This window comes from Myroides odoratus (genome assembly GCF_001549985.1).
GTDB classification, from domain to species: Bacteria; Bacteroidota; Bacteroidia; order Flavobacteriales; family Flavobacteriaceae; genus Flavobacterium; species Flavobacterium odoratum_A.
Genome location: NZ_LROZ01000005.1, coordinates 81,690 through 99,811, shown reverse-complemented (window position 1 = coordinate 99,811; position 18,122 = coordinate 81,690). Strand labels below are relative to the sequence as shown.

Genomic DNA, 18,122 nt, shown 5'->3' with positions numbered 1-18,122 from the left:
TTCTAATTTAGCGTTCGTTTAAACCACTGTATTCAGCAATTTTATATCTATTTGTATTCGATTTCGTTTGTAAAATAAGTTCGCCTAAGAAACCAGCCAAGAACAATTGCGTTCCCATAATCATAGTTGCTAGTGCGATATAAAACCAAGGATCTTGGGTAACCAAAATTGCTGGTTTATTCTGGTACAATTTGATTAGTTTACTTGCGCCAATTCCAGCAGCAGCTAAAAATCCAATCATAAAAGTAATCACCCCTAAGGTACCAAAAAGATGCATCGGTCTTTTACCAAATTTAGATAAAAACCAAATGGTGATTAAATCTAAAAAGCCATAAATAAAACGACTCATCCCAAATTTGGTTGTACCGTATTTTCTCGCTTGATGTTGTACTACTTTTTCGCCAATTTTATCAAAGCCCTCATTCTTGGCAAGGACAGGAATATAGCGGTGCATTTCGCCTGATACATCAATATTTTTGATGACTTCCTTGCGGTACGCTTTTAATCCACAATTGAAATCATGAAGCTGTACCCCTGAGGTTTGACGAGCAGCCCAATTGAATAGCTTAGAAGGTAGATTTTTTGCAAGTACAGAATCGTATCGCTTTTTCTTCCAACCGGATACCATATCAAAGCGCTCTTGGGTAATCATGTGATATAATCCTGGAATCTCATCTGGGCTATCTTGTAAGTCTGCATCCATCGTAATAACAACATCTCCTTCCGCCTGTGCAAAACCAGCATGTAACGCCTGAGATTTTCCAAAATTGCGCTGAAACTTGATTCCTTTTACAGCAGGATGTTGCTGTGATAAAGTCGTGATGATGTTCCACGAGTTATCCGTACTACCATCATCCACAAATAAAACCTCATAGGTAAAGTTGTGTTCTTGCATAACCTTACTAATCCAAGTATACAACTCAGGTAAGGATTCTGCTTCATTCAGCAAAGGGATGACAATCGATATATTGATACTCATGTATTAACTATTTTGATCAGTAGCCGTTGTTGCTTCCTGAGCTTCGTCATTATTCATATTGGTGAACTCCGATTTATTCTTGAAAATTGCAGCCAATAATAAACCTAAAATAGACATACGTAAAATACTACCTGCCCACATAAAAAGTTGAGACTTAGGTTCAAACTGATTAAGCTCTTGTGATTTGCTTAGCTGTTCATTGATTTGCTCTTGTGGTAATCCTGAATTATTTAAGGTATCAACCAGCATATCGTGTAAAGCGATATTAATCACTTCTTTCGCAGAAGGATCAACCAGGTTAAACAAAATGTTGTACATCAGGTAATTCACCGTTACACCAATGGCAATTGTAATTAAATAAGGCGTAAAAGCCTCTCGAAATGTTACATAACCGCCCACTTTTCTTCTTGCAATAAATACACATAATACGCCAATGATTATGATAACGGCCATATTAAAAAAGCCTACGAATTTGTTTGCAAAAAGGGTTTTGTCTGTAAAAAATAAGGTACAGTTAAATAGGACGTAGTAAATCGCTAGTACAATCCCGAATGTTATGCCTACTTTATTGAGTGGGTTCTTCATCAGTGTGTTTTCAAAAAAATGTAAGTTACAAATATACTAAAATACCCTTTTAGTTTGCTGTGATAAGGGAAGAAAGGTAAAAGATAGCGAAATGTGTAACTATTTTAGAAAAATAGCATTCGTTTTACTTCTTGTTGATTTCGTGTAGGAAGAGGAATCGCTTTCTTTCTTGCCTTGTTTTTACTATTTTTACAACAAGAGCGGAAAAGCAAATTCTTGCACAAAAAATAAAGTATGAGTGTACTGTTTATCAAAAATATGGTGTGCAATCGCTGTACATTAATGGTTCAAAAGGAAGTTGAAAAGCTGGGTTTGACGATTAAAGAGATTAAACTCGGAGAAGTTGAATTGGAACAAGAACTAAGCGATCAACAAAAAGAAGCCTTGAGTCAGGCTTTGGTTGCTTTGGGATTTTATCTAATTGACGATAAGAAGAGCCAACTTATTGCGCGTATTAAAACGAGTATTGTTGAACTGGTACATTACCAAGACAATGATTTAAAAACGAATTTATCTGATTTCTTGAGCAAGGAGCTAGGACATGACTACAACTATTTATCTAATTTGTTTTCTGAAATTGAAGGCAAAACCATAGAGAAATACTTTATAGCACAGAAAGTGGAGAAAATTAAAGAACTATTGGTGTATGATGAATGGTCTCTGAGCGAAATTGCTCATCGACTCAACTATTCAAGTGTTGCTTATTTGAGCAATCAGTTTAAGAAAGTAACAGGGTTAACCCCTAGTCATTTCAAGAAAATACGCGAGAATAAAAGAAAACCACTTGACGAGGTATAAGTAAAAGTTACAAATCAAACCCGAAATTACATAACAGTTTACCCATATATAGTTGCCAAATTTGCATCATACAAATACCAGTAGAATTATGACGACGAATAGTAAACATAAAGTAGTATATCTACCGTTGGAGCAAGTTCACAGCGAACATTGTGCTTTAATTGTAGAAAAAGGATTGACTCAAGTAAAAGGCATTGAGTCACCCAAGGTTGAACTGAATAATGAACGAGTAGCAATTTCAATTGCCGATTCTGAAATTATTGGGCAAGCAGTAAAAAAAGTTCGCGATTTGGGTTATGAAGTACCAACCGTAAAACAAACCTTTCCTGTTTTGGGAATGACTTGTGCTTCTTGTGCGGGTAGTGCGGAAAGCATTGTTAGTTTTGAAGAGGGTGTGGTAGAGGCTTCAGTGAATTTTGCTACAGGCAATTTAACGGTAGAGTATTTACCTACTTTGACAAATGCAGCACAACTTCAAAAAGCGGTACAAGGTGCAGGGTATGATTTACTACTTGTAGATGAAAACAAACAACAAGAATCTTTAGAGGCGATTCACGCTGAAAAATTCAAACAATTAAAACGAAAAACGTTTGGGGCAGTAATCCTGTCTATTCCTGTGGTTGTTATTGGGATGTTTTTTATGGATATGCCGTATGGCAATGAAATTATGTGGTTATTCTCCACGCCAGTTTTGTTGTATTTTGGAAAAGATTTCTTCGTTAATGCATGGAAACAAACGAAAAATCGCTCAGCCAATATGGATACATTAGTAGCATTGAGTACAGGAATTGCGTATATTTTCAGTGTATTCAATATGCTTTTTGCCGATTTCTGGGCGCGTAGAGGATTAGAAGCACACGTTTATTTTGAGGCAGCAGCGGTAATCATCGCTTTTATTTTACTTGGAAAATTATTGGAAGAGAAAGCGAAAGGAAATACGTCTTCTGCAATTAAAAAATTAATGGGACTTCAGCCGAAAACGGTGCTCGTTATTCAGGCGGACGGAACAGAAAAACAAATACCAATTGAGGAAGTAGAGGTTGGTGCTGTACTTCTTGTTAAACCAGGAGAAAAGATTGCAGTAGATGGGATGGTATTGACCGGAAATTCGTATGTGGATGAAAGTATGCTCAGTGGGGAACCTGTACCTGTATTGAAAAAAGAAGGGGAAAAGGTTTTTGCTGGAACAATAAATCAAAAAGGAAGCTTTCAGTTTGAAGCGGTTAAAGTAGGCAAAGAAACGATGTTGGCGCAAATTATCCGCATGGTACAAGATGCGCAAGGAAGTAAAGCACCTGTACAAAAATTAGTAGATAAAATTGCGGGAATATTCGTTCCTGTTGTATTAGGAATCGCCGTATTAACTTTTGTCTTATGGTTATTACTCGGTGGAGAACACGGGGTTGTTCAAGGTCTATTAGCTGCTGTAACGGTATTGGTTATCGCTTGTCCATGTGCCTTGGGATTAGCAACGCCTACGGCGATCATGGTAGGAGTTGGTAAAGGAGCAGAAAACGGAATCTTGATTAAAGATGCAGAAAGTTTAGAATTGGCGAAAAATGTATCTGCTATTGTATTGGATAAAACAGGAACCATCACAGAAGGAAGACCTCAGGTAACAGGAATGAAATGGCTGGAGGATAACGATGCGAGAAAAGAGGTTTTACTCAGTATTGAAAAACAATCGGAACACCCATTAGCAGAGGCGGTAGTCGCTTATTTTAAAACAGAAGAACAAACGACAATTACTGCTTTTGATAGTATTACAGGAAAAGGAGCAAAAGCAGATTATCAGGGTGAAACCTACTATGTAGGAAATAAAAAATTATTACAGGAACATCAGATTACCATTGCGAATAGCTTACAAGAACAAGCGATTCAATGGGGGGCAGCTTCTAAAACAGTGGTTTGGTTCGCGGATAGTAAACAAGCGTTGGCTGTTATCGCCATCTCGGATCAAATCAAGCAAACGTCAGTGCAAGCGATTCAAGAGTTACAAGCAATGGGCATTCAATTGTATATGCTTACAGGAGATAATGAAGCAACGGCACAAGCTATTGCTAAACAAACGGGAATTCAACATTATAAAGCAGAAGTACTGCCACAGGATAAAGCTAATTTTGTAAAAGAATTACAGCAACAAGGAAAAGTGGTAGCCATGGTTGGGGATGGAATTAATGATAGTACCGCTTTGGCAACAGCAGATGTCAGTATTGCTATGGGTAAAGGAAGTGATATTGCGATGGATGTTGCAAAAATGACAATCATCTCTTCAGACTTGACTAAAATTCCACAAGCGATTCGATTATCTAAACAAACGGTGAGCACCATCAAACAAAACTTGTTTTGGGCCTTTATTTATAACTTAATAGGTATTCCGATTGCTGCAGGAATCTTGTATCCAGTTAATGGATTTTTATTAAATCCAATGATAGCAGGTGCTGCTATGGCATTAAGTAGTGTAAGCGTTGTGAGTAATAGTTTGCGCTTAAAATGGAAAAAATAAAAATGTAGTACAGTTTGATTCATCTATAATTTGTTTTAAAAAGTGCCTCTTTAAACCAGAGGCACTTTTTTTATTGGTGTGATGGACAGAACTAGGCTGAAAAAGAAAATAGAAGATAAAAAGGATAACGGAGCGTTTATACGGTTGTTCGTAGGGGATGATTAATAGATACTGAGGTCTTCCTTCGAGTTTCCTTCGACCTTTCTTGGACTATCCTTCGACAAAAAGGGCTTTTATCGAATAAAACTCGAAGAAACCCCCAAGCAAACTCCAAGTAAACTTCAATCTAAGGAGTAGTAAATTTTAAACCAAGGTTAGTAAAGAAAGAATAAAAGCAGAGCGAAAAGCTTTATTGTTCAACGCGTAAATAAGAAATGAAATAAAGAGAGAAAAACAATAAATCTCACAAAATATACTGAGAATAGTATAACAGATTATCGCAGAAAAGGAAGGATATTTGCTTTAGTAATAATCATTTAAAAAGATATAAAAATGGACAATACAAATATTCAATTTAAGACCAATTTAAATTGCTCAAACTGTGTAGGTAAAGTAACAGCTGATTTAAATGAAGCAGTTGGAGAAGGACAATGGACAGTAGATACTACAGTCAGTGATAAAATTTTAACTGTAAAAAACGATGCTTTAACAGCAGAGGAAGTAGTAAACATCATTAAGAAAAAAGGATTTAAAGCAGAAAGCTTGTAATAAGAAAGGTGAGGTGGTGAGACGATGAGAGGGTGAGACGATGAGACGATTTGAAGGTGAGACGATGAGACGATGAGAAGCAACACACCACCACACCACCTCACCATCTCACCACCTCTATATCTTCACTACGACACCGTCTCACCTCAAATAAAAAAACAATAAAAAAATTTGTAGTTTCAAATTAAATTGTAAATTTGCATGCTTAATAAAATAAGTATAACCCAAAAGTTATTCGACGTTTACACCTTTCTTGAGAACAGGAAGCTTCGAGATAGAGAATAGCTCAATTTTTTAAACAAGATTTATCATGAAAAAAGGTATTCACCCAGAAAATTACAGATTAGTAGCATTTAAAGATATGTCAAATGAAGACGTATTCATTACAAAATCAACAGTTGATACAAAAGAAACAATTGAAGTTGATGGAGTAGAGTACCCAGTGTTCAAAATGGAGATTTCTCGTACATCTCACCCATTCTACACAGGTAAATCTAAACTTATTGATACTGCAGGACGTATCGATAAATTCAAAAGCAAATATGCTAAATTCAACAAATAGTCTGAATTTATTTAAGATAACGAAAACCTTCCAAGCAATTGGAAGGTTTTTTTGTTTATATCTAATCAAAAAGTGCTGTTTTTTTTATAGATTCGATTAACTTTGACTAATCTATGAATTGATACAAAGTGTTATGAATTATATTTTATTTGATGGAGAGGTAAGAAATGCCTTATTGCCTTTCACTTTTACAAGACCCGTAGCGGATATCCGTGTAGGAATTTTGACCATTCGCGAAAAATGGGAGAAACACTTGGGGTATACCACAACTACAGTAACGGAGGAATACTTAGAAGCTAAGTATCCTATGGTTGAAGCGGAACAAAATATTATGATTAATAGCGCGTTCTTGCCTAATGAGCAATTGGTGGAGTTGATTCAAGAATTACAACCGAATCAAGCGATTGGATACCAAGAGGATATTGTCGCTTTCTTTACAGAAGAAGAACAAGAAGAAATTGATTTTGATGCATATGAAATCCTTGATTTTACAGGTTCACTCATCAAAATTGCACATACATGGGATATTTTTCAATACAATGATGCGGCTATCCGTCAAGATTATGCGCTGTTGACAGAGGATCGCATTTCAGAACCTATTCCAGCAACAGTTCAAGTACTTGGTCGTGAGCAAGTATTCATTGAAGAAGGAGCGGTATTGAACTTTGTGACCCTAAATGCTACTACAGGTCCTATTTATATTGGAAAGAATACTGAAATCATGGAAGGGGCTATTATTCGTGGACCTTTTGCTTTGTGTGAAGGTGCTCAAGTAAAAATGGGAGCTAAAATTTATGGGGCTACAACCATCGGACCAGAGTGTAGAGTGGGTGGAGAGGTGAGCAATGCTGTGATGTTTGGTTATTCTAATAAAGGACATGATGGTTTCTTAGGAAATTCAGTACTTGGAGAATGGTGTAACCTAGGAGCAGACACAAATAATTCAAACTTGAAGAATAATTATGCACCAGTAAAATTATGGAGTTATGAAACCCAAGCGGTGGAAAATACAGGTTTACAGTTTTGTGGGTTGATGATGGGAGATCACAGTAAAAGTGGAATCAATACCATGTTCAATACAGGAACCGTAGTTGGTGTAGCTTGTAGTATTTTTGGAGGAGGTTTTCCAAAAACGTTTTTGCCAAGTTTTACTTGGGGAGGTAAAGATTTAGATGATGTGTATGATGTAGATAAAGCCATCAAAACGATGCAAATCGTAATGAGCCGCCGTCATGTTGAATGGACCGCAGTAGAAGAAAAAATTATTCGCCATTTGGCTGAAGAAAATAAATTGGAACGCTTTCAAGCGAAATTAGGAAGATAATAGTGGAGAAGGAAAAATGGAAATCGGAACGAAGTATTGATTCAACGGACACTAAATACATGTAAACGCCTGTGAGGTGAATGGTAAGAGGTGAATTTATTCAAGACAAAATGTTTTCTTTCAAATAAAAAAGGATGACTTACAACAGCAAGTCATCCTTTTTTTATTAGTTTATAAAACTCGATGCTCAAACGACAGTTTACAATCTATTTTATTTTAAAAAGAAAATAGGTCTAAGGATTGAAAAATCACTCTTTTCCTCTTTCTAATCTCGCCTTTCTATTACCTAATAATAAGAAACCGTTTGTGGTCTGTCATAATTGAAATTAGGTAGATCCATGTTATATTGGACGGAATTTGCGCGGAATACACTATTTCCAGAATCAGGCATTGTTGGATAATATACCAAAGACACAGTTACTTTGCTAAATACGAGATAATCGTTATTTGCGACTAAACCTAAACTAAAACGAGAGTAAAGCTTAGGGTCAAGCAAGCGATTACTGCTATCACCGATGAAAGCGCCTTCAAAGCTAAAATAGGGGTTAAAGCGAAATCCCTTCCACTCATAAGGAGCGTAAGATTGCCATTGATAGGCAAGAGAAAGTCGTTTTGTTCCTGTAATTTTTTGTGCGCGTATTCCTTGAATAATACCTTCTATTTTTAGTTCATCACCAATGTGGTCATAGCGGTGTGATCCGATAACGAGTTGTGGAACAAAGAAGTGACGGAACCTCCAATCGCCCCATACGAAGAGTCGAGTGAAATAGGTTCCTTCCAATCGGAAGGCTGCCTGCTCTGTTTTTCCACCGTGAAAATGACCGCCCCATTCAATATTACCCGCAAAATACCCTAATTTAGTATAACCACCCATTGCAAATCGAGCGCCAAAATAGGCGCGTCTTTTATTGTATTTATCGCGCATCCCACCTGTTAGAGCTAATATCTTACCAACTTGAACGTCTTCAATGATATCGTAGTTGAAAATGAAGCGATCTTGGATATAATTAGTTGAGGTTAAGCTGACAGAAGCTAAATACAAGCGTTGATCGCGGTAATAATCGTAAGGATCATATTCTTTTCCTGGTGTTTTGTGGTAGTTTTCCTTGACAAAACGGAGGGAAGTGCGCAAATTCGTTATGATGGGACTCTTGGTTGCTACTGGAATAGAATACCCTGCCCAATAATCATAGGTGTTGTATTTAACAGACTCCAAGCTGTATTTCATATTTTGGTCTGGAAGTGAATCACGCCTAAAGCGCTGTTGTGCACTTACACCTCCTGCCCATTTGGCATAAGGAGAATAGAAAGGACGATTGAGTGAAACTCCCTTGACATAATTACCCCAAGCATCTTGATTGAACAAAATATTCGAGCGAATAAAGGTATTTTGAATGTTATTTACCGAATAACTAAAATAAGCTCCTTGTCTGTTTTCTTTGAAGCGCGTAATAAATTGCACGGTTACATCATGTCCAAAACCTCCGAAGTTTCGATCGGTCAATTTAAGGCGCATGGAAGACGTTGATATAGATCCACTAGGGTAAATAGTCCAAGAATCCAATTCTCGAATGGATACATCTACTGAATCGGGTGAAGAGGTTGGGACAGCAGTAATCAATACACGGCGAACATAGCGCTGCGTACGAATTAAACGCTCCGATTCTTTTACTTTTAAGGAGTCGAAAACATCGCCTTCAGTAAAGAGTAAAAAGTTGCGAATTGTAAATTTCTTCGTCTTCAAGTGCGCGCGATTCCCCCAAATTTCCAGCGATTTTGTTGGCTTTTTGAGTGAGTCTTTTTCGGAATAACCAAAAGGATCTAACGTCGTAATATTGATGTTGCGAATGATTTTTCCCTCTCCGCGATCCAAGTGTCGATTGATCTGGACTTCTGGCGCATGTGCCACTAATCGCTTGTTACTTTTGTATACTAACCTGTTGAATAAACGACCAATCTTACTTCCTTTGTTTTTCTCTTTTAAATTAGAAAAAATTTGTGTCGTATCTTTTTCTACTTGAAAAGGTAATTTTTTCATTTGAAGACTATCTACTTTCGGTATGACAGTATCTACTTTCAAAACAGGTTTAACCTGTGCAAAACTGACTTGCAAGGCGAGACAAATGAAAACGAAAAACGAGATAAATCTTAGCATGGAGTTTTTTTCGAACGAACTAGTATTGTAACGGAAAAGTTAAGTATTTATTTCTAAATCTCGGATATAATCTTCGTATTCGTAAAAGAAAATTTCGAATGCTGTCATTTTTTCGTTGAAAAATTCAAAAATATTTTCCCAAGTCTTTGGATTATTAATAGAAACATGGTCCAAAGAAACCCAAATGCGACTGATTAATTTCCCATTTTCGAGGTAGTAGTTGCGTTCAAATAGGGCATCAGGCAGATGCTCCTCCAATAGGATTGTTCGCAGCGATTCTATTTTCTCGTAATAAATGGTTCTTTTCTCTTCATCTCTTGGTTCAATATCAAGGAGTACTTCTGCTTTTTTATTGTCTGCATAAAACTTAAAAGAAACATCTTTAATTTTGGTATTGTGCAACAACCACTTTCTAGGATATTCAGCGGCAAATTGAATCCAAAATTCTTTTTTTATTCTTTTAGCATCTTCTTTACTATACATGATTGATAAAGTCGTAAATTTAGGTACATGTTTATTTGATAAAGCAAATCTATGACATTTGATTCTTTTTTGCATAAGATCGAACAAATTAAAGGTGCAACCCCTGCGGGGATTGATGCGCATCGCCTAATGATTCCCGTAGAAAGGATCCCGTATTTGTATGCAGATGATTTTGAGGAACGCAACCCTAGAGAATCTGCTGTGATGATGTTGTTGTATCCCAAAGGACAGAAAACCCATGTACTCCTCATAGAACGAGCCACCTACAAAGGCGTTCATTCGGGACAAGTAGGATTTCCAGGAGGAAAATACGAATTAGAAGATGTTGATTTAGAACATACGGCTCTGCGAGAAACACAAGAAGAAGTGGGGATTGTAGACCGAGATATACAAATTATTCAACCGTATACTAAAATTTATATTCCGCCTAGTAATTTTTATGTACAACCGTATTTGGGGATTTCACAGAAAGAGTTGTCCTTTACCCCGGATGACTTTGAAGTAGCAAATATTATTGAACTGCCCTTGGATGTCTTATTACAAGATCAATTGATTCAAGAGGTGCAAATGAAAACAAGCTATGCTTCTTGGACGCATGTACCTGCCTTTATTTACAAGAACTATACTATTTGGGGGGCTACAGCGATGATGTTGAGTGAACTTAAAGAAACGCTGAAAATAGCGCTTAAAACACCAAGCTAAGACGCAATTCGCAAATTTTAACCATAAGCAACACGGAAAAGCATTAAATTTGCTGTTCATTAATCAGGATGAAGGAGTATGGGATTATTTAAGAGGAATCCATTTGGACATATTTTATGGCTAAAAAAATGGATCATTAGAACGTTTGGATTTTTAACTCATCAACGTTATAGAGGGTTTAACGATTTACAAATTGAAGGTTCAGATATTTTACGCCGTTTACCCGATAAAAATGTATTGTTTATCTCCAATCACCAAACCTATTTTGCAGACGTAGTAGCGATGTATCACGTATTTAATGCAAGCTTAAAGGGGCGTGATAATTCGATTAAAAACATCATGTATATCTGGAAACCCAAATTAAACTTGTACTATGTAGCAGCAGCAGAAACAATGAAGTCGGGTATTTTGCCGCGTATTATGGCTTATGTAGGTGCAGTAAAGGTGGATCGTACGTGGAGAAGCCAAGGTGTGGATATAGAGGAAAAGAGAGAGGTAGATCAAGGTCAAGTGGAGAATATTAAAATAGCCCTAGATGATGGTTGGGTGATTACGTTTCCACAAGGAACAACCAAATCGTTCAAACCTATTCGAAAAGGAACAGCTCATATTATCAAGAATTATAAACCGATTGTTGTACCGATTGTTATTGATGGTTTCCGACGATCATTTGACAAGAAAGGATTACACCTGAAAAAGAAAGGAATATTGCAGTCCATGGTGATTAAAGAACCTTTGCAAATTGATTATGAACAGGATAGTATTGATCAAATTGTTGAACAAATTGAAATGGCTATTGAACAACATCCTTCTTTCTTAAAAGTTCTGCCTCAAGAATTCATCGAAGAAGAAAAAGAACTAAACGAAAGAAGAACCTATGACTATTATAATTCATCAAAGAATTATTAGGGTATAGGAGTAAAGGGAAGGTTTTTTTGCCCTTTGATTAACTTCTCAATCGAACTTTATGTATTCTTAGAATAGAAAATCGTCTTTGCTATAGGAGGGATTGAACCAAAAAAGCAAACAATAAAAAACAAAAAAAAGAGGCTATCGAACGATAGCCTCTTTTTTTTAATATGCCGTATTATTATCGTCTGGATAAAGATTTGTACTGTCAATCTTATTTTGGAAAATAGGATTGTCTTCCATTTTCCCTTTTTTAAGCTTGCTCGTTAATTCAAAAACAACTTTGTTGGTATCCTTCGCTAAGCGTTGGATGGTCATGCTGTTTTTGTTAAGTGTGCACACAAAATAAGTACTCTCATCATAGTCGTAGTAGCTATAGGGATCTCCCCATGTTTTTAATGCAACTGTTCCTTCTACAAAACGACCTTCTTCAAAGGTACTTTTGTATTTTACTTTCCCATTTTCATAATAAGTACAAGTGCCATGTAATGCATAATCTTTTAAACCATATTGGTACACTAAAGATTCGCTTTCATCATAAATATTTTTTTGCATCGTACCATCTGCAAGTACCTTTTCTTCAGATAGTAGTAATCCTGTCAACGTACTAACCGTTTTTTCATAGGTAATTAACCCATTTTCATAGGTTGTGTACACATTGCTTTCATATCCATAGGCAATAGAAGTTCCTTGGTGCGCATAGCCCTCTTTGTATTCTAACGTAGCAACTAGTTCTCCTTCTTCATCGTAAAATTTTGCTGGCCCGTGTAATTCGCCATCTTTATACACTTTAGATGATTGTAAATAGGTATCAAGATAGTTTTCTTCTTTTACAATTTCCCCTGCTTTATAGTAGGTTTTTGTTGCGATATAATCAGTATAATCACTTTTGAAGGTCTCGATTCCATCTTTCAATCCTTTTTCATAGGTCGTGATTGTCGTAGCATAACCATCATAGGTACTCACTGTTCCAGTATATGGTTTTCCTGCTTTATAGGAAGCTTTTGCTATTTGATTCCCTTCCATATCATAGAAAACCCCTTCTTTATTATAATTGATTTCAGATGCTAAATAAGGATCTATTTCTGTACTATATGATCCATTTTTATTTGCATATTCTTTTTTGTAAATCAATTGACCTTTGCTATATGTACTTGTAGATTCAATGGCATCATTGTCAAAGAATGTATAATAGGTTCCTTCTTTTTCAATGTTGTCAAAAGTACCTGTTACCTTACCTTTAGCATCAAAGTAGGTCACTTTTAAGATGGTTTCGTCGTAGTCATTCTTGTTGAATAACTCTTCTCTACTTTTTACTCCTTGTCTGGTATAAAATATACGTTTTGAAGTTCCATTCGACGGTGTGTATATTTCCTCTCTTAGTATTGGTTTACTATCATAAGAAGGATAAGGTTCATAAGTTGCTGAATAAACAACTCGACCTAATTCATACTTGATTTTTGTGCCAATTTCGTCATTGCTCAATGTAATGAAATCCCCTTGGAAAGGTTCTGTATAGCCGTACGTTCCTTTTTTAGATTGTAATTTACCAATGACTGCTCCTTTTTTGTTGTAGTAAGTCGAAGTAAACTCTGTTGCATCTTCAAAAATTTCTCCCGAAGAATAAAACGATTTTTTCTCCACTAAAACACCGTCTTTATAGGTTGTAATTGACTCATCATCATATAAAACACCATTTTGAGGCGTATAACCATCTTCATTGTAGACTAACTCTCCTTTTTTACTTCCATTTTCGTTGAAGTATTCAATTTTTTCAAGGTAATAATCACCTTTGTAGAATTTCGTTGATTTTGGAGCAAATGGCGCTTGTGTATAGAAAATAGTTTCCTTAACTAAGCTTCCTTTTTTGTATTCAGATTGGCTTGTTGGTGTATCTGGAGTTTCTGTATATTCATTGTAGAATAAATAGATTCCCTCTTGATTCGTTTCTGATCCATACGCATCTAAATCTGCTTTGTATGTACCTGCTACTTTGCCTTTTTCATCATAGAAAACAGTCGTGGTTTGAGTAGATGTAGCCGTTGTTTTATATTTTATTTGCCCTGATTTAAAGTAGTAAATCGATGCTGTATTAACTCCATCAACGTAAGTATTTGTAGCAAGAGGACGGAATGTATCATAATCTAAAATAATGGAGGTTCCATTTTTAACTGCTCCACCTTCATAAGTAGCGGAGTAAACGATTTCTCCTGCTGCATTGGTAAATTGTTCATCAATGATATTGTTGTCTTCATCAAATGTAAACAAGTACTTTTCATTTGCATTGTCTTTGTTGACATAGATGTAAGATAAATACAAGCCTTCATTGATTGCATAGTAGAAATACGAATTTTTATACAACTGAACCATCGTTCCATCGTAAGGGTAACCATTTTCATAGGTTAACGTATATTCTTCTTGTGTAAAAGGATCAGTAGAAGTAATTTTTATTGCATTTCCTTCTTCAAAAAACATATCGAAATTAATCGATCCATCCGCATTATAGTAGGTAACTTTCCCATCATAAGAAATCGTTTTATTGGAATCAATACTACCGATTCCTTTGATTTCAATTGCTTTTGTTTCTTTGTTGTAGGTTGTAATTTCTTCATATCCCTTTTTTTGTTTGAAAGGTTTCGAAACTCTAAAGGAAGAAGCCAATGCTTTTGTTGTTGTTTCATCATAAGCATTTACCCATAAGGTGTCTTTTGCTGTCTGGCTGTAGATAGCAGAAGAGAATAACAAGGCAATAGGTAATAATCTTTTATACATCGTACTATGTGTTTTTATTGTACAACAAATGTAGATAAAACCACAGAAAAACAATATCACTACTTTTAGTGAATGTAAAGTAGTGTACGATATAAATAAAAAAAAGCCTTTGTATTTGATACAAAGACTTCTATATATTTTTTCAGGTGTATAAAGACTAGGTTAAGGCTTGTTTTTTCTTGAAAATTAATCGACTATTCATTAAGAAAATCGCACTTAAAATCAGTAAAATCCCCAACCATTGAATTAAAACTACTTGTTCTTGTAAGACCATAAAGGCAACGGTTACGGATACGGGTAATTCAATAGAAGCAACAATACTTCCTAATCCCACTCCGGTATGAGGGAATCCCATATTCAAGAAAATAGGAGGAAGGATGGTACCAAAAAGAGCTAATAATAATCCCCAAGAGTAAAAAATACTCCAATCAAAGTCGCGAATCCCTGTGGTATTGTCTGTAAATAGCTGATAAAAAGACAGCATCGCTTTGGAGTTATTGGGCCCTATTTGCGTAATAAAACAGAAAATTAAAACGACGGTTGTTGCCCCACACAACATGAATAAGCTGCGTTTAGGAGCCGCTAAATGGTTGGCTACAATATTAGAAGAAAATAGGGTTGCTGCAAATGAACACGATGCGAGAAAGCCAAAAATAACTCCTCTGTAATCTAATTCAATTTCATTGGCTAATACATTGGTTGCTAATACCGTTCCAAATAAAATGAGTGCAACAGCTATAATTTTAAGTACGCTTGGAAATTGTTTTGTTACCACACTTTCTATGACTACGCCAATCCATACCGATTGCATCAATAACACGACAGCGATAGAAGCATCAATATAACTCACCGCCATATAGTATAATACCGAAGTGAACCCCATTGAGGTACCCGCTAAGATTAGATTGCGGATGTCTTTTTTGGTTGCGATTGCTTCATTGGGTTGTTTCTTGCGAATCAGATTGATGATAAACATACCAATTAACCCTAGTAATACTTGAGATAGGGTTACCTCGGCCGTGGTATAACCGTGAGAATAGGCTAATTTTACAAAAGAAGCCAACATACCAAAGCTAGATGCTCCAATGGCTACTAAAAATACACCCTTTATCAAATTTTGTTCTTTCATTGCTCTACTTTTAACGGGGCAAAGGTAGGTATTATTTTTTTGGAGATATAGGACAAATGTCTAGGGGAGGGGGATGAAAATTATGTTCTATTTGGTGTTAGTGACGGAGAATTTTTCACCTTGTGATAGGTCATCTTTACAAAAAGGAAAGTATCTTTAGTATGACATAAAAGAAAGTAGCTAAAATTGTATCTAACTTTTAGAGAATAATATAGGAGTGAAAAGGATTAATACCTTAGGTAATTCTGAAAAAAATCAAACTTACTAATGAAAATAGAACATGAAATCGCAGTGAATAAGTATGGGCAAGGGCTTGCTGAAGTAGAACAACTCTTGGATTTATTTCAACGTTTTGATTTTGATTTCCAGCAGGTATTTTTAAATGAGATATTATTTCTAATTCTTCAATCCAAGCCGAAAGAAGAAGATATTGAATCTGCTATACTACATAGTGGACTGAAGTCTACGTTTACGCCTTGTGTTTTGCTAAAAAAAGGTATTGCAATGCATAATCTAGAAAAGCTTATAAATCTTCCCGAAAATGAACGAACAAAAGTGTTTGTATTACTATTGAGTTTGTTCAAAATCGCGTACAAGAGAAGGTTTGTATTGGAAAAAAATAATCCTGATAAATGGTGGTATTGGGATTTATCTGATGAAACTAATATTAATAGGATATTACAAGATAGATTATAACAAGTAGTGGGCTATCTCATTGCAAAATGAGATAGCCCTTTTTAATTAGTTATATTTGAAACTGGGTTTACAGTTTTTTTTAATTTTTTCTTTACGAAAGGCATAAGGTTCTCAGTAATTAGGGTATATCTTCTTGATTTGGTTTTAAAGCGAATGGAGTCAAAATTGTACCTTTACGTGCAGTTGATGGTGGGATTCAAGGAACTATTGTTTTACCTCTTTGTTTTTTATATTGTTACAAAAAAATTTAAGACGTTAAATGATGAAAAATATAAAATATAAACCTTCAGTATTAGTATCTCTTTTTATTAGAAAGGGGGGAGAAGGCTTATTTACCAAAATATTGAGCACGAATGAAAGTTTAGCGTTGAGTTTAGTAAAACTACTCAAAGAAGATGAAAAGGCATTAATCTTGTTTAAACAGCATGAAGTAAATCTGCTATTGATAACTGATTCAAGATTGATAATGAATAGAGGAACAGCATTAGTTGCTATTGAATTTTTTGATATTATAGAAGTAAGAATTGCCTTGGAAGAAGAATTTAAAGAGCGCATTTTAAAAAAGGAAGAATTTACTCGGCTGTTAGTCAAAGTTAAATCTGGCATTGACTATATTATACAAGTAGAAAAAGGAAAACCATTTCAAGGCTTGTATCAAGTTTTGAGTTATATAAGTACAGTGAATCGAGAATAAAGATTATTTAAAATTATAAGATTTACAACTAATAATGGGCTACCGAAAACCGTAGTTTTTATTCAATCTTTTGCCTGATCCAAAAAAGATATAACCATTACGTTTTTGTGTCAAGAAAAGGAAGAAGGAAAGGGATGGCCCAATAGAGAAGAGGCATTTGTTGTGGTTGAAGTACAATTTTTAAATTGTACGCAACTTAAATTAAATGTTGAAGGAGATATTTTACAACCAGCTTTTGGGTTTGATATCCTAGATGTTTCAGCTAACGGTTGGGAGAACATCAATTTTCAAATTGAGGAATATGAAAATGACTGCATTGGTTTTTACTGTGAAGTAATCGAAGTTTTACCTGTTTTTTCAAAAACAACACTCAAACTGTATGAGTAATAAGAAGAATAAAAAGCATGCTTGTCCATGTTGTGGATATTTTACTCTGAATAACAATGTAGGTAATACATTTCAACTATGTCTTGTTTGTTATTGGGAAGATGATGGTATACAATTTGAAGATCCTTCATATGAAGGTGGAGCAAATCGTGTTAGCTTAATTCAGGCAAAAGAAAACTTCAAATCTTTTGGAGCAAGTGAACGGGAATTCTTACAATATGTTCGACCGCCTTTGAAAGAAGAGAACTAATTTTTTTGTGGAGATAAAAGGATATTAATTGTCATAATTAATGGAAAAAGACAAAGAAGTAGAGCCGAAAATCAGAAATAGAATCGCTCAATTAGTAAAAAAAGTGGAGGATGTTCCAGAAGAATTTATTCCTCAAATCAATGTATCTAATGATTTTGCATCCCCTTATATTGATATTGGTTTTGGAGGGGCGGTGTACTTGGTTGTTAGAGAAAGAGGAGTAGAATATGAACGAACATATTATCCCGAAGTAGATTTGCTTATTAAGGAAGTGTTTAGAAGAATAGCTTTTCAGTTAGCTGTTCGTGACGAAGCGGAACATAGAAAAAACGAAGCGGCTTACTCGTTTGAAAAAATAGAAAAATTACAACTGGATTATTTGAATAAATTTAATTTAGGGTAACACTTAAAAAAATAAAACCCCGTCTTTTTTGAGACGGGGTTTTTAATGAAGTATACTTAAAAATAGTTGGTATCAACTAC

At 35.3% G+C, this 18,122-nt stretch carries 18 protein-coding genes; 12 read left to right on the top strand and 6 right to left on the bottom strand.

Translation table 11 applies throughout. The features are described 5' to 3' along the window. Positions 1 to 7: 7 nt before the first annotated feature. The gene (locus tag AWV75_RS07365; RefSeq protein WP_197429570.1) at positions 8 to 973 is read right to left on the bottom strand and encodes a glycosyltransferase family 2 protein; all 966 of its coding nucleotides are present in this window, start codon (positions 971 to 973) and stop codon (positions 8 to 10) included. Between the two features lie 9 nt (positions 974 to 982). Next, positions 983 to 1,564, bottom strand: a complete 582-nt coding sequence (locus tag AWV75_RS07360) for a DUF4199 domain-containing protein (RefSeq protein WP_060873767.1) — start codon at positions 1,562 to 1,564, stop codon at positions 983 to 985. A gap of 234 nt (positions 1,565 to 1,798) precedes the next feature. Here AWV75_RS07360 and AWV75_RS07355 point away from each other — a divergent pair, with 234 nt between their 5' ends. The 5 genes from AWV75_RS07355 (at position 1,799) to AWV75_RS07335 (ending at position 7,462) form a co-directional block, all read left to right on the top strand. Then, entirely contained in the window at positions 1,799 to 2,362 is a 564-nt protein-coding gene (locus AWV75_RS07355) for a helix-turn-helix domain-containing protein (protein WP_060873766.1), read from the top strand. An 88-nt stretch (positions 2,363 to 2,450) separates the two neighbouring features. Further along, positions 2,451 to 4,868: a heavy metal translocating P-type ATPase gene (locus AWV75_RS07350; RefSeq protein ID WP_060873765.1), complete on the top strand. Its 2,418-nt coding sequence runs from the start codon at positions 2,451 to 2,453 to the stop codon at positions 4,866 to 4,868. Between the two features lie 492 nt (positions 4,869 to 5,360). Further along, entirely contained in the window at positions 5,361 to 5,576 is a 216-nt protein-coding gene (locus AWV75_RS07345; RefSeq protein ID WP_002986823.1) for a hypothetical protein, read from the top strand. 310 nt (positions 5,577 to 5,886) lie between these two features. After that, positions 5,887 to 6,138 carry a type B 50S ribosomal protein L31 gene (locus AWV75_RS07340; protein ID WP_060873764.1) on the top strand — a complete coding sequence of 84 codons (252 nt, stop codon included), beginning with the start codon at positions 5,887 to 5,889 and terminating at the stop codon, positions 6,136 to 6,138. A gap of 133 nt (positions 6,139 to 6,271) precedes the next feature. After that, positions 6,272 to 7,462, top strand: coding sequence for a GlmU family protein (locus tag AWV75_RS07335; RefSeq protein ID WP_060873763.1), 1,191 nt, complete (start codon positions 6,272 to 6,274; stop codon positions 7,460 to 7,462). 286 nt (positions 7,463 to 7,748) lie between these two features. Here AWV75_RS07335 and AWV75_RS07330 read toward each other — a convergent pair whose 3' ends face one another. After that, positions 7,749 to 9,500 carry a hypothetical protein gene (locus tag AWV75_RS07330; protein WP_231738044.1) on the bottom strand — a complete coding sequence of 584 codons (1,752 nt, stop codon included), beginning with the start codon at positions 9,498 to 9,500 and terminating at the stop codon, positions 7,749 to 7,751. Positions 9,501 to 9,656: 156 nt separating this feature from the next. Then, positions 9,657 to 10,100: a DUF4268 domain-containing protein gene (locus AWV75_RS07325; RefSeq protein WP_002986812.1), complete on the bottom strand. Its 444-nt coding sequence runs from the start codon at positions 10,098 to 10,100 to the stop codon at positions 9,657 to 9,659. Between the two features lie 51 nt (positions 10,101 to 10,151). Between AWV75_RS07325 and AWV75_RS07320 the strand changes: the two genes are divergently transcribed. Both AWV75_RS07320 and AWV75_RS07315 read left to right on the top strand, forming a co-directional pair. After that, positions 10,152 to 10,802 (top strand): NUDIX hydrolase, encoded by a 651-nt coding sequence (locus AWV75_RS07320; RefSeq protein WP_060873761.1) that lies wholly within the window; start codon positions 10,152 to 10,154, stop codon positions 10,800 to 10,802. Between the two features lie 78 nt (positions 10,803 to 10,880). Continuing rightward, positions 10,881 to 11,711, top strand: coding sequence for a lysophospholipid acyltransferase family protein (locus tag AWV75_RS07315; protein WP_060873760.1), 831 nt, complete (start codon positions 10,881 to 10,883; stop codon positions 11,709 to 11,711). A gap of 165 nt (positions 11,712 to 11,876) precedes the next feature. Here the strand turns inward: AWV75_RS07315 and AWV75_RS07310 are convergent, their stop codons facing one another. Then, a complete protein-coding gene (locus AWV75_RS07310; RefSeq protein ID WP_060873759.1) occupies positions 11,877 to 14,483 on the bottom strand; it encodes a hypothetical protein in 2,607 nt (868 codons plus the stop codon). 157 nt (positions 14,484 to 14,640) lie between these two features. After that, complete coding sequence (locus tag AWV75_RS07305; protein ID WP_060873758.1) at positions 14,641 to 15,612, bottom strand: EamA family transporter; 972 nt, start codon at positions 15,610 to 15,612, stop codon at positions 14,641 to 14,643. A gap of 267 nt (positions 15,613 to 15,879) precedes the next feature. Between AWV75_RS07305 and AWV75_RS07300 the strand changes: the two genes are divergently transcribed. From AWV75_RS07300 to AWV75_RS07280, 5 genes are all read left to right on the top strand, one after another. Further along, complete coding sequence (locus AWV75_RS07300; protein ID WP_060873757.1) at positions 15,880 to 16,308, top strand: DUF5958 family protein; 429 nt, start codon at positions 15,880 to 15,882, stop codon at positions 16,306 to 16,308. A gap of 259 nt (positions 16,309 to 16,567) precedes the next feature. Then, the gene (locus tag AWV75_RS07295) at positions 16,568 to 17,002 is read left to right on the top strand and encodes a hypothetical protein (protein ID WP_197429563.1); all 435 of its coding nucleotides are present in this window, start codon (positions 16,568 to 16,570) and stop codon (positions 17,000 to 17,002) included. Between the two features lie 105 nt (positions 17,003 to 17,107). Beyond that, the gene (locus tag AWV75_RS07290) at positions 17,108 to 17,389 is read left to right on the top strand and encodes a hypothetical protein (RefSeq protein WP_231738042.1); all 282 of its coding nucleotides are present in this window, start codon (positions 17,108 to 17,110) and stop codon (positions 17,387 to 17,389) included. Next, positions 17,382 to 17,639 (top strand): CPCC family cysteine-rich protein, encoded by a 258-nt coding sequence (locus tag AWV75_RS07285; RefSeq protein ID WP_060873755.1) that lies wholly within the window; start codon positions 17,382 to 17,384, stop codon positions 17,637 to 17,639. The genes AWV75_RS07290 and AWV75_RS07285 overlap by 8 nt, the downstream gene beginning before the upstream one ends. A 40-nt stretch (positions 17,640 to 17,679) precedes the next feature. Next, entirely contained in the window at positions 17,680 to 18,042 is a 363-nt protein-coding gene (locus AWV75_RS07280; RefSeq protein ID WP_060873754.1) for a hypothetical protein, read from the top strand. Positions 18,043 to 18,122 lie beyond the last annotated feature (80 nt).